Origin of the sequence: Paenibacillus psychroresistens, assembly GCF_009728935.1 — a bacterium.
Classification (GTDB): Bacteria; Bacillota; Bacilli; order Paenibacillales; family NBRC-103111; genus Paenibacillus_AC; species Paenibacillus_AC psychroresistens.
In genome coordinates this window covers 6939197-6956700 of sequence record NZ_CP034235.1, presented here as the reverse complement: position 1 = coordinate 6956700, position 17504 = coordinate 6939197, and the positions used below count along the sequence as shown (strand labels likewise).

At 42.8% G+C, this 17504-nt stretch carries 18 protein-coding genes; 13 read left to right on the top strand and 5 right to left on the bottom strand.

Going from position 1 to position 17504, the window contains the following annotated elements; all coding sequences use genetic code 11:
• The first annotated feature begins 68 nt into the window (after positions 1 to 68).
• The 5 genes from EHS13_RS31280 to EHS13_RS31260 all read left to right on the top strand — a co-directional run bounded on the left by EHS13_RS31280 (position 69) and on the right by EHS13_RS31260 (position 6486).
• Positions 69 to 1412: an ABC transporter substrate-binding protein gene (locus EHS13_RS31280; protein ID WP_155704125.1), complete on the top strand. Its 1344-nt coding sequence runs from the start codon at positions 69 to 71 to the stop codon at positions 1410 to 1412.
• A 78-nt stretch (positions 1413 to 1490) separates the two neighbouring features.
• On the top strand, positions 1491 to 2372 hold the full coding sequence (locus tag EHS13_RS31275) for a carbohydrate ABC transporter permease (protein WP_155704124.1): 882 nt from the start codon (positions 1491 to 1493) through the stop codon (positions 2370 to 2372).
• A gap of 69 nt (positions 2373 to 2441) precedes the next feature.
• Positions 2442 to 3272, top strand: coding sequence for a carbohydrate ABC transporter permease (locus tag EHS13_RS31270; RefSeq protein WP_227013621.1), 831 nt, complete (start codon positions 2442 to 2444; stop codon positions 3270 to 3272).
• A 6-nt stretch (positions 3273 to 3278) separates the two neighbouring features.
• Positions 3279 to 4775 carry a glycerol kinase GlpK gene (gene glpK, locus EHS13_RS31265; RefSeq protein ID WP_155704122.1) on the top strand — a complete coding sequence of 499 codons (1497 nt, stop codon included), beginning with the start codon at positions 3279 to 3281 and terminating at the stop codon, positions 4773 to 4775.
• Between the two features lie 40 nt (positions 4776 to 4815).
• Positions 4816 to 6486, top strand: coding sequence for a glycerol-3-phosphate dehydrogenase/oxidase (locus EHS13_RS31260; RefSeq protein WP_155704121.1), 1671 nt, complete (start codon positions 4816 to 4818; stop codon positions 6484 to 6486).
• Positions 6487 to 7123: 637 nt separating this feature from the next.
• Here the strand turns inward: EHS13_RS31260 and EHS13_RS31255 are convergent.
• A complete protein-coding gene (locus tag EHS13_RS31255) occupies positions 7124 to 7870 on the bottom strand; it encodes a polysaccharide deacetylase family protein (protein WP_227013620.1) in 747 nt (248 codons plus the stop codon).
• Positions 7871 to 7983: 113 nt separating this feature from the next.
• Here EHS13_RS31255 and EHS13_RS31250 point away from each other — a divergent pair, with 113 nt between their 5' ends.
• Complete coding sequence (locus EHS13_RS31250) at positions 7984 to 8466, top strand: YhcN/YlaJ family sporulation lipoprotein (protein WP_155704120.1); 483 nt, start codon at positions 7984 to 7986, stop codon at positions 8464 to 8466.
• 72 nt (positions 8467 to 8538) lie between these two features.
• On the opposite strand, the gene EHS13_RS31245 is transcribed toward EHS13_RS31250, so the two are convergent.
• The gene (locus tag EHS13_RS31245; RefSeq protein ID WP_155704119.1) at positions 8539 to 9720 is read right to left on the bottom strand and encodes an MFS transporter; all 1182 of its coding nucleotides are present in this window, start codon (positions 9718 to 9720) and stop codon (positions 8539 to 8541) included.
• A 68-nt stretch (positions 9721 to 9788) separates the two neighbouring features.
• Positions 9789 to 10070 carry an ArsR/SmtB family transcription factor gene (locus EHS13_RS31240; RefSeq protein ID WP_155704118.1) on the bottom strand — a complete coding sequence of 94 codons (282 nt, stop codon included), beginning with the start codon at positions 10068 to 10070 and terminating at the stop codon, positions 9789 to 9791.
• 194 nt (positions 10071 to 10264) lie between these two features.
• On the opposite strand from EHS13_RS31240, the gene EHS13_RS31235 reads away from it, so the two are divergent.
• From EHS13_RS31235 to EHS13_RS31220, 4 genes are all read left to right on the top strand, one after another.
• A complete protein-coding gene (locus EHS13_RS31235) occupies positions 10265 to 10615 on the top strand; it encodes a type 2 periplasmic-binding domain-containing protein (RefSeq protein WP_155704117.1) in 351 nt (116 codons plus the stop codon).
• A 9-nt stretch (positions 10616 to 10624) separates the two neighbouring features.
• On the top strand, positions 10625 to 10900 hold the full coding sequence (locus EHS13_RS31230) for a hypothetical protein (RefSeq protein ID WP_155704116.1): 276 nt from the start codon (positions 10625 to 10627) through the stop codon (positions 10898 to 10900).
• A gap of 88 nt (positions 10901 to 10988) precedes the next feature.
• Positions 10989 to 11924 (top strand): ABC transporter permease, encoded by a 936-nt coding sequence (locus EHS13_RS31225; RefSeq protein WP_162463340.1) that lies wholly within the window; start codon positions 10989 to 10991, stop codon positions 11922 to 11924.
• Positions 11925 to 11935: 11 nt separating this feature from the next.
• On the top strand, positions 11936 to 12469 hold the full coding sequence (locus EHS13_RS31220; protein WP_155704115.1) for an ABC transporter permease family protein: 534 nt from the start codon (positions 11936 to 11938) through the stop codon (positions 12467 to 12469).
• 40 nt (positions 12470 to 12509) lie between these two features.
• On the opposite strand, the gene EHS13_RS31215 is transcribed toward EHS13_RS31220, so the two are convergent.
• Complete coding sequence (locus EHS13_RS31215; protein ID WP_155704114.1) at positions 12510 to 12839, bottom strand: winged helix-turn-helix transcriptional regulator; 330 nt, start codon at positions 12837 to 12839, stop codon at positions 12510 to 12512.
• A 158-nt stretch (positions 12840 to 12997) separates the two neighbouring features.
• Between EHS13_RS31215 and EHS13_RS31210 the strand changes: the two genes are divergently transcribed.
• From EHS13_RS31210 to EHS13_RS31200, 3 genes are all read left to right on the top strand, one after another.
• Positions 12998 to 14167: an MFS transporter gene (locus EHS13_RS31210; RefSeq protein WP_155704113.1), complete on the top strand. Its 1170-nt coding sequence runs from the start codon at positions 12998 to 13000 to the stop codon at positions 14165 to 14167.
• Between the two features lie 134 nt (positions 14168 to 14301).
• Complete coding sequence (locus tag EHS13_RS31205) at positions 14302 to 15633, top strand: multi antimicrobial extrusion protein MatE (RefSeq protein WP_155704112.1); 1332 nt, start codon at positions 14302 to 14304, stop codon at positions 15631 to 15633.
• Between the two features lie 33 nt (positions 15634 to 15666).
• Positions 15667 to 16080, top strand: coding sequence for a DUF6855 family protein (locus tag EHS13_RS31200; protein WP_155704111.1), 414 nt, complete (start codon positions 15667 to 15669; stop codon positions 16078 to 16080).
• A gap of 358 nt (positions 16081 to 16438) precedes the next feature.
• Here the strand turns inward: EHS13_RS31200 and EHS13_RS31195 are convergent, their stop codons facing one another.
• Positions 16439 to 17308 (bottom strand): NAD-dependent epimerase/dehydratase family protein, encoded by an 870-nt coding sequence (locus EHS13_RS31195; RefSeq protein ID WP_155704110.1) that lies wholly within the window; start codon positions 17306 to 17308, stop codon positions 16439 to 16441.
• Positions 17309 to 17504: the final 196 nt, after the last annotated feature.

Here is a 17504-nt window from a genome sequence, read left to right as displayed (position 1 = left end):
CATTAATTAGCTGGCTGTTTCCCTGTATACTCATAATTGTTCCTAAACAATATCAGGGAGGTTTCACAATGAAAAAGATTTTAATAGTGGTTTTATGTTTCAGCATTATGATCGTATTGGCAGCTTGCGCCGGTGTTAAGGATGCAGTAGATACAGCAGCGCCATCGAGCGATGCAGCAGCATCAGTTGCACCAGCAGCAACGGCAGCACCAACAGATAAGCCAGCAGATAAGCCGGTAAAATTACGCATTTATGCGCAATACGCTGACGAAGATACTAAGACTCCCTATGATTATGCAGTGGCAGAATTAAAGAAAGAAATGCCAAACGTTGAATTAGAGCTTGAAATTCAAGCTCAGGATGATGGACAGAAGTTAAAGACTTATGCAGCAACAGGCAATTTGCCGGATATCTTCCAAGCAGGCTTGGATCAAATCAATACCTTCAAAAAATCCAATAACATTCTTATGTTAGATGAATATGTTGATAAATTTGGCTTTAAAGACAAAATGCAGCCAAGCGCAATGAACACTTTGTACACAGAAGATGGTCATGCTTACGCCTTTCCATATGCGGGTAATGAGTTGATCTTGTTATATTACAACAAAGAGCTATTCGAGAAAAATAACATTAAAGTGCCTACTACTTACGATGAAATGATGACTGCGGTTAAAGGATTTAAAGCAGCTAACATTACGCCTATGGCTTTGTTCGCAAAAGAGAAATGGCCGGATGTGGCCTTATATGATATTTTCGCATCACGCTACAGCCCAGCAGGTATTCTTGATTTAGACAAAGGCAAAACACAAGTAACCGACCCGATTTATAAATCGGCAGCACAAAATATAATTGACTTAGTGAAAGCCGGTTTGCTTCCAAAAGGAGCAACTAACTTGAACTATGATCAAGCAGCGGCCTTGTTCCATGAAGGCAAAGCAGCGATGTTCATTAATGGGCAATGGGAAATTGAAGCGGCAACTAAAGCTTTAGGCGATAAAGCAGCTTATATGTACTATCCTGCGGCTGATGCAGCAAGCTATGAGAAATCCAAATATGCCTTCAGCGGCAGCGGTGGTCCAGGTGGTTATGCTGTTTCAGCTAACACGAAGGATAAAGAACTAGCAGCTAAGGTGGCAAGCTTCATTTCGTTGAAGTATGCCGAATACAAATACACTCAAAGAGCTAACCCGATCGTAGCTACAAAAGTAGACATTCCAGTAGTAAAAGCTTTCCCAGCGATGATGGAGCAGCTTTCTAAAGATATCCCGAACATTACTAGCACAACTGCTTTTGCTTGGGGCTTATCGAATCCTAAATTTAAAGCTGCTTTGGAAGACGGCTCACAAAACCTGATGACAGGCGCTTATTCAGCAGACAATTTTGTTAAAGATTTAGCAAATGCAATTAAGTAAACCAGATTAGCTTATACAACTCACACCGGTTTTTAATAGCCGGTGTGAATGTATTTTAAGGTACGGGAGGAACTGTTAATGAAGAGTTTTATGGGGAATAAGCTGGCGATTGCGATCTTTATTGTGCCCACCCTGCTGTTATATTCAATCATCGTATTTTACCCGATTCTGCAGGTGTTTTTCCGCAGCCTTTATGAGTGGGATGGCTTGTCGGAAGGTACATTTATTTTTCTGGATAATTATAAGCAGCTGTTTCATGATCACATTTTTTATACCGCTTTATATAATGGGCTGGTATTTGCCGGTATTCTGGCTGTGCTGCAAATTGGGATCGGCACGATTCTAGCTTTGACGATTGCTAATGCCAAATTCCGAGGCAAGAAAATCCTGCGAATCAGCTATTTTATTCCCGTTGTTCTATCGATCACAGTAGTTTGTCAGCTTTGGTTAGCGATGTATAACAGCGAATATGGACTTTTTAATAAAATCTTCGAAGCCTTGGGTTTATCGTATCGTCAAGATTGGCTGACTAATGAAAAAACAGCGATTTATGTGATTGCGCTAGTGAATGCCTGGCAGTTCATGGGGTATCATTTCGCATTGCTGCTGGCAGCAGCCAAGTCCGTGCCTGAGCAATATCTGGAGGCAGCGCGAATTGATGGTGCAGAGGGCTGGAAAGCACATTGGAAAATAACGATTCCGCTTATGTCGGAAACCTATAAATATTGTTTGGTGCTTGCTGTAACAGGCGGCTTAAATGCTTTTGCCAATATGTTCATTATGACCAGCGGTGGTCCAGGTACAACAACCTATACCCTGACTTACTTGATGTATCGCTCCGCTTTCCGTGTTGGCGAATTTGGCTATGGCAGCGCAGCGGCCGCATTTCTCGTCATTGAATGTCTAATTGTCACTCTGGCGATTAATCGGTTGATTGCAAGAGAAAGAATCACCTATTAAGCATATGCTGATCCTAATTAATGTTCAAGAAACTCTGTCCGGAAAGGAATTTACGCTATGAGCTGGGCTATGAAATTACGCAAAAACCAACCGTTTTTCCAAATCTTCCTCTGGGCTTACGCGATAATATCCGTTTATCCACTGATATGGATGATTTTCTATTCTTTAAAAAATAATAATGAGATTTTTGTGACCAATCCGTTTGGCTTCCCGACTCATCTTCGTTTTGAGAATTACGTGGAGGCATGGACACGGTTTAATGTTCCGGTATATTTTTTCAATAGTATGCTGGTTTCTGTATTAACGGTTGTCGGAACTATTACGCTTGCAGTGATGTTTTCCTATGCTTGTGCGAGAATGTTTTGGAAATTTAGAGAAACTGCCCGTACTTATGTTATTATCGGATTATTCGTACCGATTCAAGTGATTATTATTCCACTGGCCATACTGGTGCGGGACTTTCATTTATCGAACACACTGGCTGCGCTGATTGTCCCTTATATTGCTTTCAACCTCAGCTTCTCCACGCTCGTTTTTTATGGGTTTTTTCGGACTATTCCCATTGAGCTTGAAGAATCGGCGTGTATCGATGGAGCTTCCATCTATCAAACCTTTAGACGTATTATTCTCCCGATTGTTAAACCAGCGATTGCAACGATGATTATTTTTGTATTCTTGAATGCTTGGAATGAATTTACGATTGCACTTATGTTAATTACCAAAGAAAGCTTAAAAACATTGCCGCTCGGCTTATTGTTCTTCCAAGGTCAATTCACGACAGATTGGGGAGCAATGGGAGCAGCCATGACTATAGCCAGCTTACCAACTGTGCTCCTCTATATGTTCTTTAGCAGGCAGGTAGAGAATGCCTTGACGGTGGGATCGGCAGTGAAGGGGTAAGGTTCTATGAAACAAACGTTTGTAATGGCCATTGACCAAGGAACGACGAGCTCGCGTGCTGTATTGTTCAATCATCAAGGGGAGCCTGTTCATCTGGCTCAGCAGGAATTCAGACAGTACTTTCCCCATTCTGGTTGGGTTGAACACGATCCTGCAGAGATCTGGCAATCTGTGCTGAATGTGATGACAGAGGTGCTGCGAAAATCGGGAGCAACGCCTGACCAAATCGCGGCTATCGGTATTACCAATCAACGCGAAACAACGATTGTTTGGGATAAGGCAACAGGCAAGGCGATTTATCCAGCGATCGTATGGCAATCACGGCAAACCTCGGCGATTTGTGATGCACTCAAAGCGGATGGCCATCAAACGATGATTCAAGAGAAAACAGGCTTAGTGGTGGATGCTTATTTCTCGGGAACGAAGATCAAATGGATTCTCGATCACGTCGAGGGTTCTCGTGCCAGAGCGGAGCAAGGTGAACTGCTGTTTGGCACAATCGACTGCTGGCTCATCTGGAATCTGTCAGGTGGGTTGGCCCATGTGACGGATTATTCGAATGCATCGCGAACGATGCTCTACAATATTCATGAGCAGCAATGGGATGAAGCTATATTGCAGCTATTGGATATTCCAAGGCAAATGCTGCCTGAGGTGCATGGATCTTCAGAGATATACGCCCATACTGCTGAGTCGTATCTAGATGGCTGTCGAATACCTATTGCTGGTGCAGCAGGTGATCAGCAAGCGGCCTTGTTCGGGCAAGCTTGTTTTGAGAAAGGTATGGCCAAAAATACCTATGGTACCGGATGTTTCATGTTGATGAACACGGGTGAAAAAGCGGTTAAGTCACAGCATGGCTTGCTTACGACAATTGCTTGGGGAATAGACGGCAAGGTTGAATATGCACTGGAGGGCAGTATTTTTTCGGCTGGCTCGACGATTCAATGGTTAAGGGATGAGCTTAAGCTGATTGATTCGGCTAATGATACGGAAGCAAGCGCTATGCGAATTACATCTACTGAGGGAGTCTATCTGATCCCGGCTTTTGTCGGTCTAGGCACCCCTTATTGGGATAGTGATGTGCGTGGAGCGGTATTTGGTTTGTCGCGTGGTACGGGCAAGGACCATTTGGTGCGTGCCGCCTTGGAATCGATTGCTTACCAAACGAAGGATGTATTAACTGTGATGGAGCAGGATTCGGGAATTCCGATTACGGTCCTGCGTGTAGACGGAGGAGCATCAATGAATGATTTTTTGATGCAGTTTCAGAGCGATATGCTGGATACACCTGTTGAACGAGCGGCAGTTAGTGAAACAAGTGTATTGGGCGCCGCTTATTTAGCGGGTCTTGCTGTAGGTTTTTGGGGTCATAAGGATGAGATTACGCAAATGTGGCAATTGGGACATTACTATGAGCCTAAGATGCTTGAAGAAACCAGACAGAACTTATACAAGGGCTGGAAAAAAGCCGTGCATGCAGCAATTGGGTATAAGGCATAGAGCAAGCATTGAGCATAAGCCCCCAAAGGATGGTAGCATAATGGATAAATCTACAGAATTCTCAGGCAAGCGCCGTAACGAAATTTTAGCCTCCATGGAGCAGGAAACGTTTGATTTGCTGATCATTGGAGGTGGCATCACAGGTGCAGGCATAGCTCTTGATGCTAGCGTTCGCGGGATGAAAACGGCACTGGTAGATATGCAGGACTTTGCAGCGGGAACCTCAAGTCGTTCCACCAAGCTTGTCCATGGCGGTCTGCGTTATCTCAAGCAGCTGGAGTTCAAGATTGTTGCAGAGGTCGGCAAGGAGCGCGCGATTGTTTATGAGAATGCGCCGCATGTCACAACGCCAGAATGGATGCTGCTGCCGATAATTAAAGGCGGTACGTTTGGCAAGCTGGCTACATCTTTGGGACTGAAGGTTTATGATTTCTTAGCGGGCGTGAGGAAAGGCGAAAAGCGGCGAATGTTAAATCGCGAGATGACACTGCAGCTGGAGCCGCTGCTCCGCAAAGAAGGTCTTAAGGGCGGCGGATACTACGTGGAATATCGTACAGATGATGCGCGATTAACGATTGAGGTGCTGAAGGAAGCTGTGAAGCGTGGTGCTATAGCGGTGAACTATTGCCGCGTGGAGCAGCTTATTGTCGAGAACGGCAAGGTAGCAGGCGTGCAGGTGAAGGAGCAATTTACTGGAGCGGTCAAGCAAATTCGAGCTCATTGTGTGATTAACGCTGCCGGACCTTGGGTGGATACGATCCGTGAAGTGGATGGCTCCAAGCAAGGTAAGCATGTTCAATTAACCAAAGGAGTTCATTTGGTGTTTGACCAGCGGAGGTTTCCATTAAAGCAAGCTACGTATTTCGATACAGCAGATAAACGTATGGTTTTTGCAATTCCAAGGGATGGCAAAACCTACATTGGGACAACGGATACAACCTATACAGGAGATATTGTACATCCACAGATGACAGTGGAGGATCGGGATTACATTCTCGCTGCAGCCAATTTCATGTTCCCAACACTGGAGCTTACTGCGCAGGACATTGAATCCAGCTGGGCTGGGTTGAGACCGTTGATTCACGAAGAGGGTAAATCGCCTTCCGAGCTGTCACGTAAGGATGAGATTTTTATTTCCGCTTCAGGGCTAATTTCTATCGCAGGCGGCAAGCTAACTGGCTATCGCAAAATGGCAGAACGCGTGGTAGATCTTGCAGCAGAAGCTATTGCTACAGCAGTTCGCAGGTTTCCGCGAAGTTCTACTTCGCAGATTAAGCTATCAGGCGGTGAGGTAGGCGGTTCTCAGAATTATGAACAATTTATTAGCCGTACAATAGCCAAAGGAATTCAAGCTGGCTACTCTGGAAGCGAAGCCGAGCAATTGGTTAGAAGGTATGGTTCGAATGCTGAGCTAGTATTCGCTATGCTGGATAACCACAAAGGTCTTCCGCAAAATACAGAGCTATCCAAAGCAAGATTAGCTTCATTGTATTACGCCATTGAACATGAAATGGTGGTTACACCTGCTGATTATTTCGTGCGACGGACCGGTGAATTGTACTTTGATATTAGAGCGGTGCATGAAGATAAGGATGCGGTAATCTCATTTATGGAAGCTTACTTTGGCTGGGAGCATGCTGAGACAGAGGAACACCGCGCACAACTGGAGTTGCTCCTCAAAGATGCTGTTACACCAATAGACTCACAATAAAGAAGAAGCCGACAATTTCCTTGCTAAAAGGAGAGTTTCGGCTTCTTCTTATTACAGCACGGTACTAAGCCAATTTCCCAGCTCCCACTCCCACCCAAGCGATATTAAATATCTCTACAGACAGTTACTTCAACTAACTTAGATCTGTAGCGATAAATTTGAACGCTACAGCACAGCACTTAGCCAATTCCCAGCTACCACTTCCACCCAAGCGATATTAAATATCTCTACAGACAGTTACTTCAACTAACTTAGCTTTGTAGCGATAAATTTGAACGCAACAGTCAGTACTAAGCCAATTCCCCAGCTTCCACTTCCACGCAAGCGATATTAAATATCTCTACAGCCGATACTTCAACTAACTTAGCTCTGTAGCGATAAATTTGATCGCTACAGCACGGTACTAAGCCAATTTCCCAGCTCCAACTTCCACCCAAGCGATATTAAATATCTCTACAGACAGTTACTTCAACTAACTTAGCTCTGTAGCGATAAATTTGATCGCTACAGCACGGTACTAAGCCAATTTCCCAGCTACCACTTCCACCCAAGCGATATTAAATATCTCTACAGGCAGTTACTTCAACTAACTTAGCTCTGTAGCGATGGCGTTACAGTTCCTCTGCTATCTTACTGCTCACTTCTTAACCGTTGTTGTTTTCCTATAGGTAAGCAATTCGGATACTGTAACGAAACGGTAACCTTTTGCCTTTAGCTGAGGAAGGATTTGTTTCAATGCTTCGATAGTTTGAGTTTCGCCTTCGACGTAATCATGCAAAAGCACGATATCGCCGTTACGCGTTTTTTGAATAACGCTGCTGACGATTCTATCAACACCAGGCCTGTTCCAGTCCTTGCTATCCTGATGCCAAGACCACATGATCATCTGATAGCCTGTTTTTTGCAGGACATGAATGAGATTTTCGCTATAGAAGCCTCCAGGAGGGCGGAACAAATGTGGCTTAAAGCCAGTGGTGTTGATGATCGTTTGCTCTGCTTTGAGGATTTCTTTATGTATGCTGTCTTCCGTCATTCGTTTATTAATATAAAGGTGATTATAGGTGTGATTAGCCAGTTCATGTCCCTCAAAAACCTCTCTTTTGGCTAGCTCGGGGTACATATCCACCTTCTTGCCAACTACAAAAAAAGTTGCTTTCACCTGATATTGCGCTAAAAGATCGAGGATAGTGGGAGTGTCTTCTGGATCGGGTCCATCATCAAATGTGAGTGCTATTATTTTTTCGCTGTTGGGTACTTCCCAAACAATATCACCCCGTTTTTCATAGTAGTAGCGGTTTTTGTTGATAAGTGGCGCCTCTTGAGCATGACTAAGCGTACCTGTCATTAAAGCTGTTATTAGATAAGTGCTGCTTAAGATACCCACTGTACCCTCCTGAATGTTAGTTAATTTGTGCATGTGATTGCATAGGTTTTCCCAAAAACAGTCATAATAATCGAAGGATTTGGGAATAACATGGTAAGAAAGGAGTGGGCTAAATGTTCACTAAAGCAACTAAAGTAATGGTAACACTTGTGTTTGTATTTTCTCTTGTTACAGCAGGCTGTACAAGCAATGCAAAGCATCAAGTGAAGCAGCAAGGAACCACGATGCAGCAAGCTCCAAATAATGTAAACATGAAAATGGATAACCGTTTTGATATTGCTCAAGCTGCGGCTGATCGGATTATTCGAATTACAGGTGTAAAAGGTGCAAATGTGTTAGTGACTAAACATAATGCTTATGTAGCAGCAGTAGTTAATACGCCTGCTAATCAGATTTCGAGAGCTCTTGAGGATCAAATTGCAGCAGAAGTGCGCGCAACAGATCCGACTATTAAGAATGTTTATGTTTCAACAAATCCTGAATTCGTTGATCGAGTTAAGCAATATGTGTATGAAGCAAGAACTGGTAGACCCGTTTCTGGTTTCTTTAATGAATTGAACCAAATGATCCAGCGGATTTTCCCAGTTTCACGTTAAGATCGAATAAACAGTTAACCCCAGCTGAAGAGCTGGGGTTATGCATTATTCAGATTATCTCATCTATGTTGTTTAAACTTCTTCCGCAAGCTGGCTTGCACGAGAGCTGGAGCGGGTTACTCGCAGCGAAGCGAGAGCTGTTGCGGCAGCGACTGTAACTCCGACTGCCCCCATCCAAGTAATGGAGGATAATGAAGCTTGGTTAACGACGATACCTCCGATTCCCGCACCAGCAGCCATTGCAAGCTGTACAGCGGAAGTGTTCAGACTAAGCATAATGCCAGTAGCTTGCGGAGCTAGAGTCATTAAATGGTACTGTTGAGTAGGACCTGAAGTCCAAGCAGAGAATGCCCATAACATAAGTATTGGGAAGACTAGTGCAGGCGACTGAGCAGATAACGACAAGAGGACAAGAGCTACTGCGTGAAGCAGCATACCACTAACTAGTGTACGAGGGAATCCCCATTTGTCAGTACTATATCCGCCGAGCTTAGAACCAAACAAGCTAGCGATCCCGAAAGCGAATAAAGCTATACTAACCGTTTTTCCACTCATACCTGTAACAGTAAGTAAAAAAGGAGAGATGTAGGTGTAGACGATAGAATATCCAAAGATCCAGAAAAAGGTAACCATTAAACCTACTGCAATCTTGGGTTGTTTCATCAAAGCAAGCTGGTTGCGAAGCGGTACCGGTTCATCTCCATTTGATCGTGGAATTACTATTAGAATAAGGAGCATGGCGACTAAACCTAATAAACCAATGCCTCCAAAAATCATTTTCCAATTGTAAGCGGAAGCGACAACTCTCCCCAATGGAACACCGATAATCAAGGAGGTGCTAAAGCCCATAACCAGTGTCGCAATCGCGCTTCCTTGCTTCTCAGGAGAAGCCATCTTGGAAGCTACGGTTAAGGCGGTAACAACGAAAACCCCTGTGCTAAGTGCCAAGACAATTCTTGATGCGATCAGGAATTCAAAGCCCGGTAACGCGACGGCTATTATGTTTCCTACTACGAATATAGCGAGCGCGTAAAGTAACAATTTGCGTTGCTCCAAACGGGCTGTGAACGCTATAAGAAAAGGAGTCCCGAAAGCGTAGGTAAGTGAGAAAACGGTAATTAACTGTCCAGCGGTGGATACTGAAACTCCTGTATCATCGGCTATCTTATCTAGAATGCCTGCAATAATAAACTCTGACGTACCTACTAAAAAGCTGACAGCAGCCAGTAAATAAATTTTCCATGCGTTGGACATGATTTTTCTTCCTTTCTCCATCTAAAAATTCTATATTTCTAGATCTATAGAAATAATAACGAAAAAAATTATTCGAGCAAATAAGATGCGTACTTTTGGGCAATTTCGCGATTCACACTGTAATAGATATAGGTTCCGTCCTTACGAAGATCCAGAAGACCACAATCCATTAGCTGCTTTAAATGGTGTGAGAGAGTTGAGCCAGCTACGGATTCGAGTTTGCTCCCAATATCAGCACAGCATAAATTCTTCTCCTCTACAAGCATTAAGGCAATTTGAAATCGTGTTGGTTCTCCGAGTGCTTTATAAATTTTGACAGCTTGTTGATCTCCCGCGTTAACTGTACCCATCGTAGCATCATCCTTGTCAAAAATGTTATTTCTATAAGTATCGAAATATAGAATACCATACTCTTTTTCAAATGTAAATATTAAAAAAGGAAGCCTTCGGGCTTCTTTTTGCTTAATGTGATGATCATGTTGGATGTATTGATGAATTTTCTTATGCTCTTGCAGGCGGCGGAATTGGCAAGTGGCTGGGAGCGATGAAGGAGAAGGATCCTAAATATAATTTGGTTGGCGTACCTTACCCAGTACTGAATAAAGGAGATACTCCTAAGTTTGGCCAGAAGGATTTCTCGGCACCACAAGGCGGTAATTTTGCGATCTCCCCGAAAAGTAAGAATCCAGAGCTTGCCGTTCAGCTATTGGATTATGGCTATAGTGAGGAAGGCAAGAAATTCTTCAACTTCGGAGCTGAAGGCGTAGGCCACACCATGGTAGGCGATTACCCGACTTATACGGATACAATCAAAAGCAATTACTCGCTAAACCTAGGTTTATATACTCGTGCTACAGGTGGACCAACGATTCAGGACAGACGTTATTATGAGTAATTTGCCGCATTGCCGCAGCAGCAAGCAGCTGTAGCAACATGGGGGAAGACGGATATTGATAAATACTTATTGCCGCCAATCTCAACTACACCGGAAGAAAGCACGGAGTTTGCCAAGATTATGAACGAAGTAAACACGCTAGTGGATGAAACAACGATTAAAATTATTCTTGGAACCGATTCAATTGATTCCTACGATAAATTCCTTGCAAAGTTGAAAACGTTGAAAATTGATCGTGCTTTGGAAATTGAACAAGGTGCTTTAGATCGTTATAACAAGCGCTAAATAAGGAAGGGCAGGGAGGAGTCGCTTCTCCCCCTGCCTTTTTCAACTAATAGCTGCTTATGCAGAAAGGATGGGAGGAAGGTGAAGCATGATGCAAACCACACCGAAAAAAATCAGCTTGCGTAAGTATTTTCTCAAGGACTTATTACGCAATAAACTCTTATATGTCATGATGCTGCCTGCTTTAGCTTACTATTTTATTTTTCAATATGGCCCGATGTATGGAGCGCTTATCGCCTTTAAAGACTATACGCCGTCTGTGGGGATTTGGAAAAGTGAGTGGGTCGGCTTCGTACATTTCAAGGATTTTTTTGAAGGCTTTTATTTCGGGCGGACGTTCAAGAATACGATGATGATCAGCTTGTATACGCTAGTTTTTGAGTTTCCGGCTCCTATTATCCTAGCTTTGTTAATTAACGAGCTGCGCAGCAAAAGGTTCAAAGGTTTTGTTCAATCCGTTACGTATATGCCTTATTTCATCTCACTGATTGTGATTTGCGGGATCGTTAAGGATTTCACCAATAGTGGCGGTCTTATTAATAATATGTTGGGTTACTTCGGTGGGAACGGCAATGCGATGCTGCAAAATCCTGATTTCTTTCGATCGATTTATATTAGCTCTGAGATCTGGCAGCGTTTCGGTTGGGAATCCATTATCTATATTGCGGCGTTAAGTGCCATAGATCAGGAGCAGTATGAAGCCGCGAAGATCGACGGGGCTGGCAGATGGCGGCAAATGTTTAGTGTGACTATACCAGGAATATTGCCTACTATAATGATTTTGTTGATTCTGCGAATGGGGAATTTGTTCAATATTGGGTTTGAGAAGATTATTCTGCTGTATAATCCTGCGATCTACGACACTGCGGATGTTATCTCCTCTTATGTTTACCGAAAGGGATTGCTTGAGTTCGATTGGAGCTTCAGTACAGCGGTCGGATTATTCAACTCGATGATCAATCTAGTTTTATTAATCACAGCAAATTATGTAAGTCGTAGAGTAAGTGAAAATAGCTTGTGGTAAGGAGGCGCAACATGGGCCTGAAGCCTGCGTTTACAGAAAGATTGACTGATCGGATCATTATTGGGTTCTTGCTATTGTTGGTTGTGATTACGGCTTACCCTCTGATTTATGTCGTGCTTGCTTCCGTTAGTGATGGCAGCGCATTGCTGGCGCATTCAGGTATCCTGCTGAAATCCTATGGCTTTCATTTGGCTGCTTATGCCAAGGTTCTCGAAAATCCGGGTATTCTTAAAGGTTACTTAAATACGTTCTATATTGTGTTTGCTTCTGTAGCTGTGAATATGAGCATTACCTCGTTAACCGCCTATGTTTTATCACGTAAGCAGGTATTATGGAACAAAGTGGTTATCTTTAATGGAGCTGAGATTATGAAAGCTTTATTCGAAAACTATACGCCGGATATTCCATCGGAAGAAGGGCTGCTGATGAGAGCAACTGGCAGTGTTCCGCATAATGCTGAAATTGAGGTGCCTATTATTTACGGTGATTATTTCTATGTAGAAGCGCTGTTGAAGTTAAAAGGGGAGACAAAGCTATTTTGGTAGCGAAAATAATAAATTGATCTGGGCAGTCTGGAACTTTATTTCAAGTTCTCGGCTGCCATTTTACGGCCCATTTATCCATTTCCTTTAGGGCAATTTGAAAATCACTGCCTTTTTCCGTTAATGAATATTCAACAGTTACAGGAACGGTAGGGAATACTTCACGTAAGATAATCCCGGTTTGCTCCAGATGGCGCAAGGTATTGGTTAGAGACTGGGTTTTTATAATCGCTACGTCTCTTTGCAGCTGATTAAACCGCTTAGGTCCTTTATATAATTCTGTGATGACCATGAAAGCCCATTTCGTACCAAGGATTTGCAAAACCTCGCATATATTAGAAAACACAATCTCTTCTTTAATAACCGTATTCATCTAAACACATCCTTACTATAAGTTAGTTAATCCAATTAAATGTGCAATGTCCAAATACTTTGCCTTCTTACAATATAATAGCAACGACATTATACTGTCAATTACAAGGACCTCAGCTATTCATTTTATACGGGGATCTGGAGAAGGGGTTGAAGATAATGAATCGTTTGAATATTTTTTTACTTGCTATAGGTGCTTTTGTAACGGGAACTGCTGAGCTGATTGTTGCTGGAATTCTCAACATAATTGCGGATGATATGCACATATCTATTGCACTGGCTGGGCAGCTAGTAACAGCATATTCACTAGCTTTTGCGATTGGGACTCCAATTGTTATTGCATTAACCTCGCGAATAAGGCAGAAAAAATTACTGGTTGGAGCGATGCTGTTGTTTATTGTGGGGTGCTTAGCTTCTTTCGCCAGCTCAGATTTTACGGTTTTGTTGCTGTCACGCTTATTGCTTGGGTTGAGTGCTGGAGTATATACAGTTGTTGCTTTCAGCTCAGCAGCCAAGCTGGTCTCACCTGATAAAATGGGAAGCGCAGTGAGTATGGTAGCACTTGGCATAAGCAGTGCTATGGTATTGGGTGTACCTGCCGGTGTGTTAATTACCCAATGGTGGAGCTGGCAATCTATTTTTATCGTATTAGCAGTTGTCAGCCTACTGATAACGATCGGAATGCTTCGCTTACTCTCTGAAATTGCGGGTGATGATCCTGTCCCTTTAAAAAAACAGCTAACTGTGCTAAGAAATCCGACTATTGTTGCTGGTTTATTTATCGCCTTTTGCTTTAGTACTAGCAGCTCGATGATGTATAGCTATGTTACACCTTATTTTGAAAAAATTCTTCAGCTGAAAATAGAGAACATAGGTGTGATGCTGTTTATTATGGGTATATTCGGAGTGATTGGTTCGCGCTTAGGCGGAATGGGGGTTGATAAATGGGGTGCTGTTCGCATGCTACTGTTGACTTTAGCAGTTAGTTCATTGTCTCTTGTAATAATTCCCCTAGTTACCTCCTCGATATTTGTTGGATTGGGGTTTGTAACTATTTGGGTAGCTTCATTTTCTGCTGCTGTTCCAGCTATTCAGACATATTTTATTCAACTGGCTCCGCAGTCGTCCAATTTGGTGCTTGGTTTGAACACATCGATCCTGCATTTAGGTGTAGCGGTTGGGGCGGGTGTGGGAGGACTAGTTGTCGATTCAACTTCAACTGTCCAATATAATCCGTGGATTGCAGGTTCTATTCTAGCACTCGGATTAATTGTTGCTGTGGTCACTTTTTCAATTCGCAAGAAGAGTCGTAATTCGACAAAAGCCTAATTAATAGAATATGCAATTAATAGAATTTGCAATTACATCAGAGAAATTAATGAAATGACCGAGGCAGGCAACACAATTAAGTGGTATACTAATCGATAGGTTTTAGGTAACGGTGGAAGGAGAAGTCATCGATTATGTCCTTAGGGATAGTAGAAGAACAACCCAAAGCGTTGTCGCAGCAGGTCACTCAGGGGAAGCTTTTTCGATTTTTTATCCCGCTAGGCTTATCTGCTAGCTTGGTCACTATTTCACATGTCATCATTACCAGTACATTAGCTCAGTCCAAGCATCCAGAGATTGTCATATCAAGCTATGCCATTGCGATGAGTTTGATTGGTGTCACAGAGAGACCGGCTGTCTTATTGCGGCAGACCTGCTCCAATCTAGTACGGGACAAGCTTTCTTTTAAGGCAGTATCGGATGTGGCGTTATATGTGTTTATCAGTATTATCGTTTTTGGCTTATTAATTTGCTACACGCCTTTAGGTCGCTGGGTTTTCCAGTATGTATTTGGTGTGAATGATACTCAAGTCCATGCTGTTATTGGGGTATATCGAGTGTTAATGTATGTCAGTATTTTTTCGGGAATTCGTTGTTTGTATCATGGAATTATTATCTATAATCGCAAGACGACATGGCTGACTATCGGGATGATTTTTCGTTTAATCAGTATGTATGCTGTTGCGCAATATTTCATTAGTACGGACAGCGTCAATAGCGGCAAGGTTGGTGCGATTATTTTCTTGATGGGTATGTTTGTTGAGAGCCTTTGTGCTGTTTTTGAAGGGCGTTCTTTACTGAAAAAAACCATTCCGGATAAATTGCAAGACCATCCCGTTGTAGATAAAAAACAGGTGTTTCAATTTTACCGTCCTTTGCTGTACTCATCAGCCATTGCAGTCATTGCGGCTCCTGCGATTAATATAGTTTTAGGCAAAACGCTAGATTTGAATTTAACAATTGCCTCATTTGCCGTAGCCAGTAGTGTCGTGCAGCTGGTTTTAAGTTTTTTCTCCTACATGCACCAGATTGTGCTGAATTTCTATCGGCATGATGAAAAGCAGGCGAAGATATTCTTGCGTTTAATGGGCGGTGTCCCGGCATTATTGCTAGCTGTTCTTGTCTATACACCCGTTGGAGCTTGGCTGATGCAATCTGTTATGGGTGTTAAAGAATCACTAGCTTCCCCGAGCTTAGAAGTGTTAAAAGTATTCTTGCCAATGGCTTTAATTTTTCCGTTATTGGATTTCTTGAATGGGATTTTAATGTTAACGGGGCAAACCAAGGTGATGATATGGTCGCAAGTGGCCAATGTTTTAGCAACATTAATTACTTTAATAATCTGCATAGGGTTATTTCCTAGCTTGAACGGTATCATTGGCGCGCTTGCTCAATCGGCAGGTATCGCGGGTGAATTGGGCATGGTGGTCTACATATTGCAGCGCAATAAAAGAACAATGATTTAGATCATTAGAAATTAACTAATTGGAGGCTATAAGATGACAATCGAACAAGGAACCAAAGAAAACCCATGGAAGCTTCAAACGCCACCACAATCCTCAGAATACGAAATGTACAAAAGTGAAAAAGACGGCAAAGAAATATTGGTGTGCACTGTAGGCAAGACGGTGCTGCATTACGACTATCGTTGTATTGCTGACTTGCATGAAATGCTTAAACAGCATGGGGATTGGATCGATTTAGGAAGCACAGATGAACAAAAGCCTGCAAAAGAAGGCACTGTAGAAGCATGGGGACGTTCGTTGGAGAATCCAGTAGGCGGTTGGTACGGACTGAAAAAGGGACTTCGCGGCCGCTTCGGCATGTACCTGCCTCCTTTGCTGGAAGTGTTGGGGCTTGCAGAAGTTGAGCATAATCCTAAGAATAACCGGATGCGGGCAAGGGTATCTTAAGTAAATTTAATTAAAAAAGTGGATTAGCTGATTTAATAGCTAGTCCACTTTTTTAATTGTCATTTTAATGATAAAAACCAACTCTGTACAGTATCCCAGTCAATTTTCAGTCTCAAGAATTTCCCTAATGATAAAATATATTGCTATAGTGAGTTGCTTTAATAAATATATGTCTGTAGCGATAGTTTATATCGTTGCGGGATAACACTAGGTCAAATGACTGCACAAACCAGTTCCCCAAGCGATAAAAAACATCACTACAACCAGGTACTTTAACTAATATATTACTGTAAGCATAATTCATATCGCTTCGGGTTAGCCCAACTCTATCGCTTCCGGCCACACTTTACCGATAAGGTTATTCAGGCAATTCTGAAGGAACCCACAAGCTGTGAACATCCTCGCCTTGCTCATCTCTTATTTTCAAATCTCTCAGAAACTCTACAAACCCTACGCGCGGCTTCCAGCCAAGCAACCGCTCTGCTTCAGATAGATCATGCTGTTCAACTGTATGTGGAAGCTCGATTTGATATTTACTTATCAGCTCACGTGAGCCAGGAACCATTAGTTCACACCAGTCGGGACCTAACTCTTTAAAGTTAGCAATGACTGCTTCCGGCATACCGTGGTGGGTATGAACAATGGTAGTGAATAAACCAATCTTACGCTCAATAACAGCTTGTAGTGCAGCGACCGTAGCTAGAGCAACATCACTGCGATCGACCCCATTGCGAAGTAAACGTGCACCGAACTCTAAATACGGACGTGGGATAAATTCATGATAACGAAGATTAGCTATGGATGCGCCTGTCATTTCATGATAAGCACGGGATAAATCCTCACCGATAACTTTAGTCACTCCATATACAGAACCATGACCATAAGCCATAGAAGAAGCATAGACAATAGCTTGAATGCCAAATTTACGACAGGCCTCAAACATATGAAAAGTCCCATCGACATTAACAGCAAAAATAGTTTCGTCACTCACAGGGGGCTGATGTGCCGAATGCCAAGCGGCAAGATGGATGACGGCATCGACTCCGTTTACAGCATTTTGAATATCACCAGGAGATCGCATATCGCAGCGCATAAATTCGGTGGATGGAATCACGCCACCAGCTGGTGGCATAACATCTGCCATGCGTACGCTAAAGCCTGCTTCCAAGAGCTTATGACAAATGGCTTGTCCGCCATTTCCGGATGCGCCAGTTACAAGAATCTTCATAATCGAATACCTCCTATATTGGGATATATTCATTTTAACATGTATGGGGGAGTTAGTTTAAAAAAGTAGATAAGTATCGCCTTTAAAATTTAATAATGCCATCTTAAATAGGAGATGGTTTTGAGCTAAACTTAAGGTGATAATCTTCTGCCTCTACAACAGCTCAGAGAATTGGAAAGCAAGCTGCAAAAGGATT

Excerpts from the sequence above, each read along its gene's own strand:
- EHS13_RS31235 (WP_155704117.1), top strand. The coding sequence starts at position 10,265 with ATGAAGGAGAAGGATCCTAAATATAATTTGGTTGGCGTACCTTACCCA.
- EHS13_RS31275 (WP_155704124.1), top strand. The coding sequence starts at position 1,491 with ATGAAGAGTTTTATGGGGAATAAGCTGGCGATTGCGATCTTTATTGTG.
- EHS13_RS31240 (WP_155704118.1), bottom strand. The coding sequence starts at position 10,070 with ATGGGTACAGTTAACGCGGGAGATCAACAAGCTGTCAAAATTTATAAA.
- EHS13_RS31215 (WP_155704114.1), bottom strand. The coding sequence starts at position 12,839 with ATGAATACGGTTATTAAAGAAGAGATTGTGTTTTCTAATATATGCGAG.
- glpK (WP_155704122.1), top strand. The coding sequence starts at position 3,279 with ATGAAACAAACGTTTGTAATGGCCATTGACCAAGGAACGACGAGCTCG.
- EHS13_RS31260 (WP_155704121.1), top strand. The coding sequence starts at position 4,816 with ATGGATAAATCTACAGAATTCTCAGGCAAGCGCCGTAACGAAATTTTA.
- EHS13_RS31225 (WP_162463340.1), top strand. The coding sequence starts at position 10,989 with ATGATGCAAACCACACCGAAAAAAATCAGCTTGCGTAAGTATTTTCTC.
- EHS13_RS31200 (WP_155704111.1), top strand. The coding sequence starts at position 15,667 with ATGACAATCGAACAAGGAACCAAAGAAAACCCATGGAAGCTTCAAACG.
- EHS13_RS31245 (WP_155704119.1), bottom strand. The coding sequence starts at position 9,720 with ATGTCCAACGCATGGAAAATTTATTTACTGGCTGCTGTCAGCTTTTTA.
- EHS13_RS31280 (WP_155704125.1), top strand. The coding sequence starts at position 69 with ATGAAAAAGATTTTAATAGTGGTTTTATGTTTCAGCATTATGATCGTA.
- EHS13_RS31220 (WP_155704115.1), top strand. The coding sequence starts at position 11,936 with ATGGGCCTGAAGCCTGCGTTTACAGAAAGATTGACTGATCGGATCATT.
- EHS13_RS31210 (WP_155704113.1), top strand. The coding sequence starts at position 12,998 with ATGAATCGTTTGAATATTTTTTTACTTGCTATAGGTGCTTTTGTAACG.
- EHS13_RS31195 (WP_155704110.1), bottom strand. The coding sequence starts at position 17,308 with ATGAAGATTCTTGTAACTGGCGCATCCGGAAATGGCGGACAAGCCATT.
- EHS13_RS31250 (WP_155704120.1), top strand. The coding sequence starts at position 7,984 with ATGTTCACTAAAGCAACTAAAGTAATGGTAACACTTGTGTTTGTATTT.
- EHS13_RS31205 (WP_155704112.1), top strand. The coding sequence starts at position 14,302 with ATGTCCTTAGGGATAGTAGAAGAACAACCCAAAGCGTTGTCGCAGCAG.
- EHS13_RS31270 (WP_227013621.1), top strand. The coding sequence starts at position 2,442 with ATGAAATTACGCAAAAACCAACCGTTTTTCCAAATCTTCCTCTGGGCT.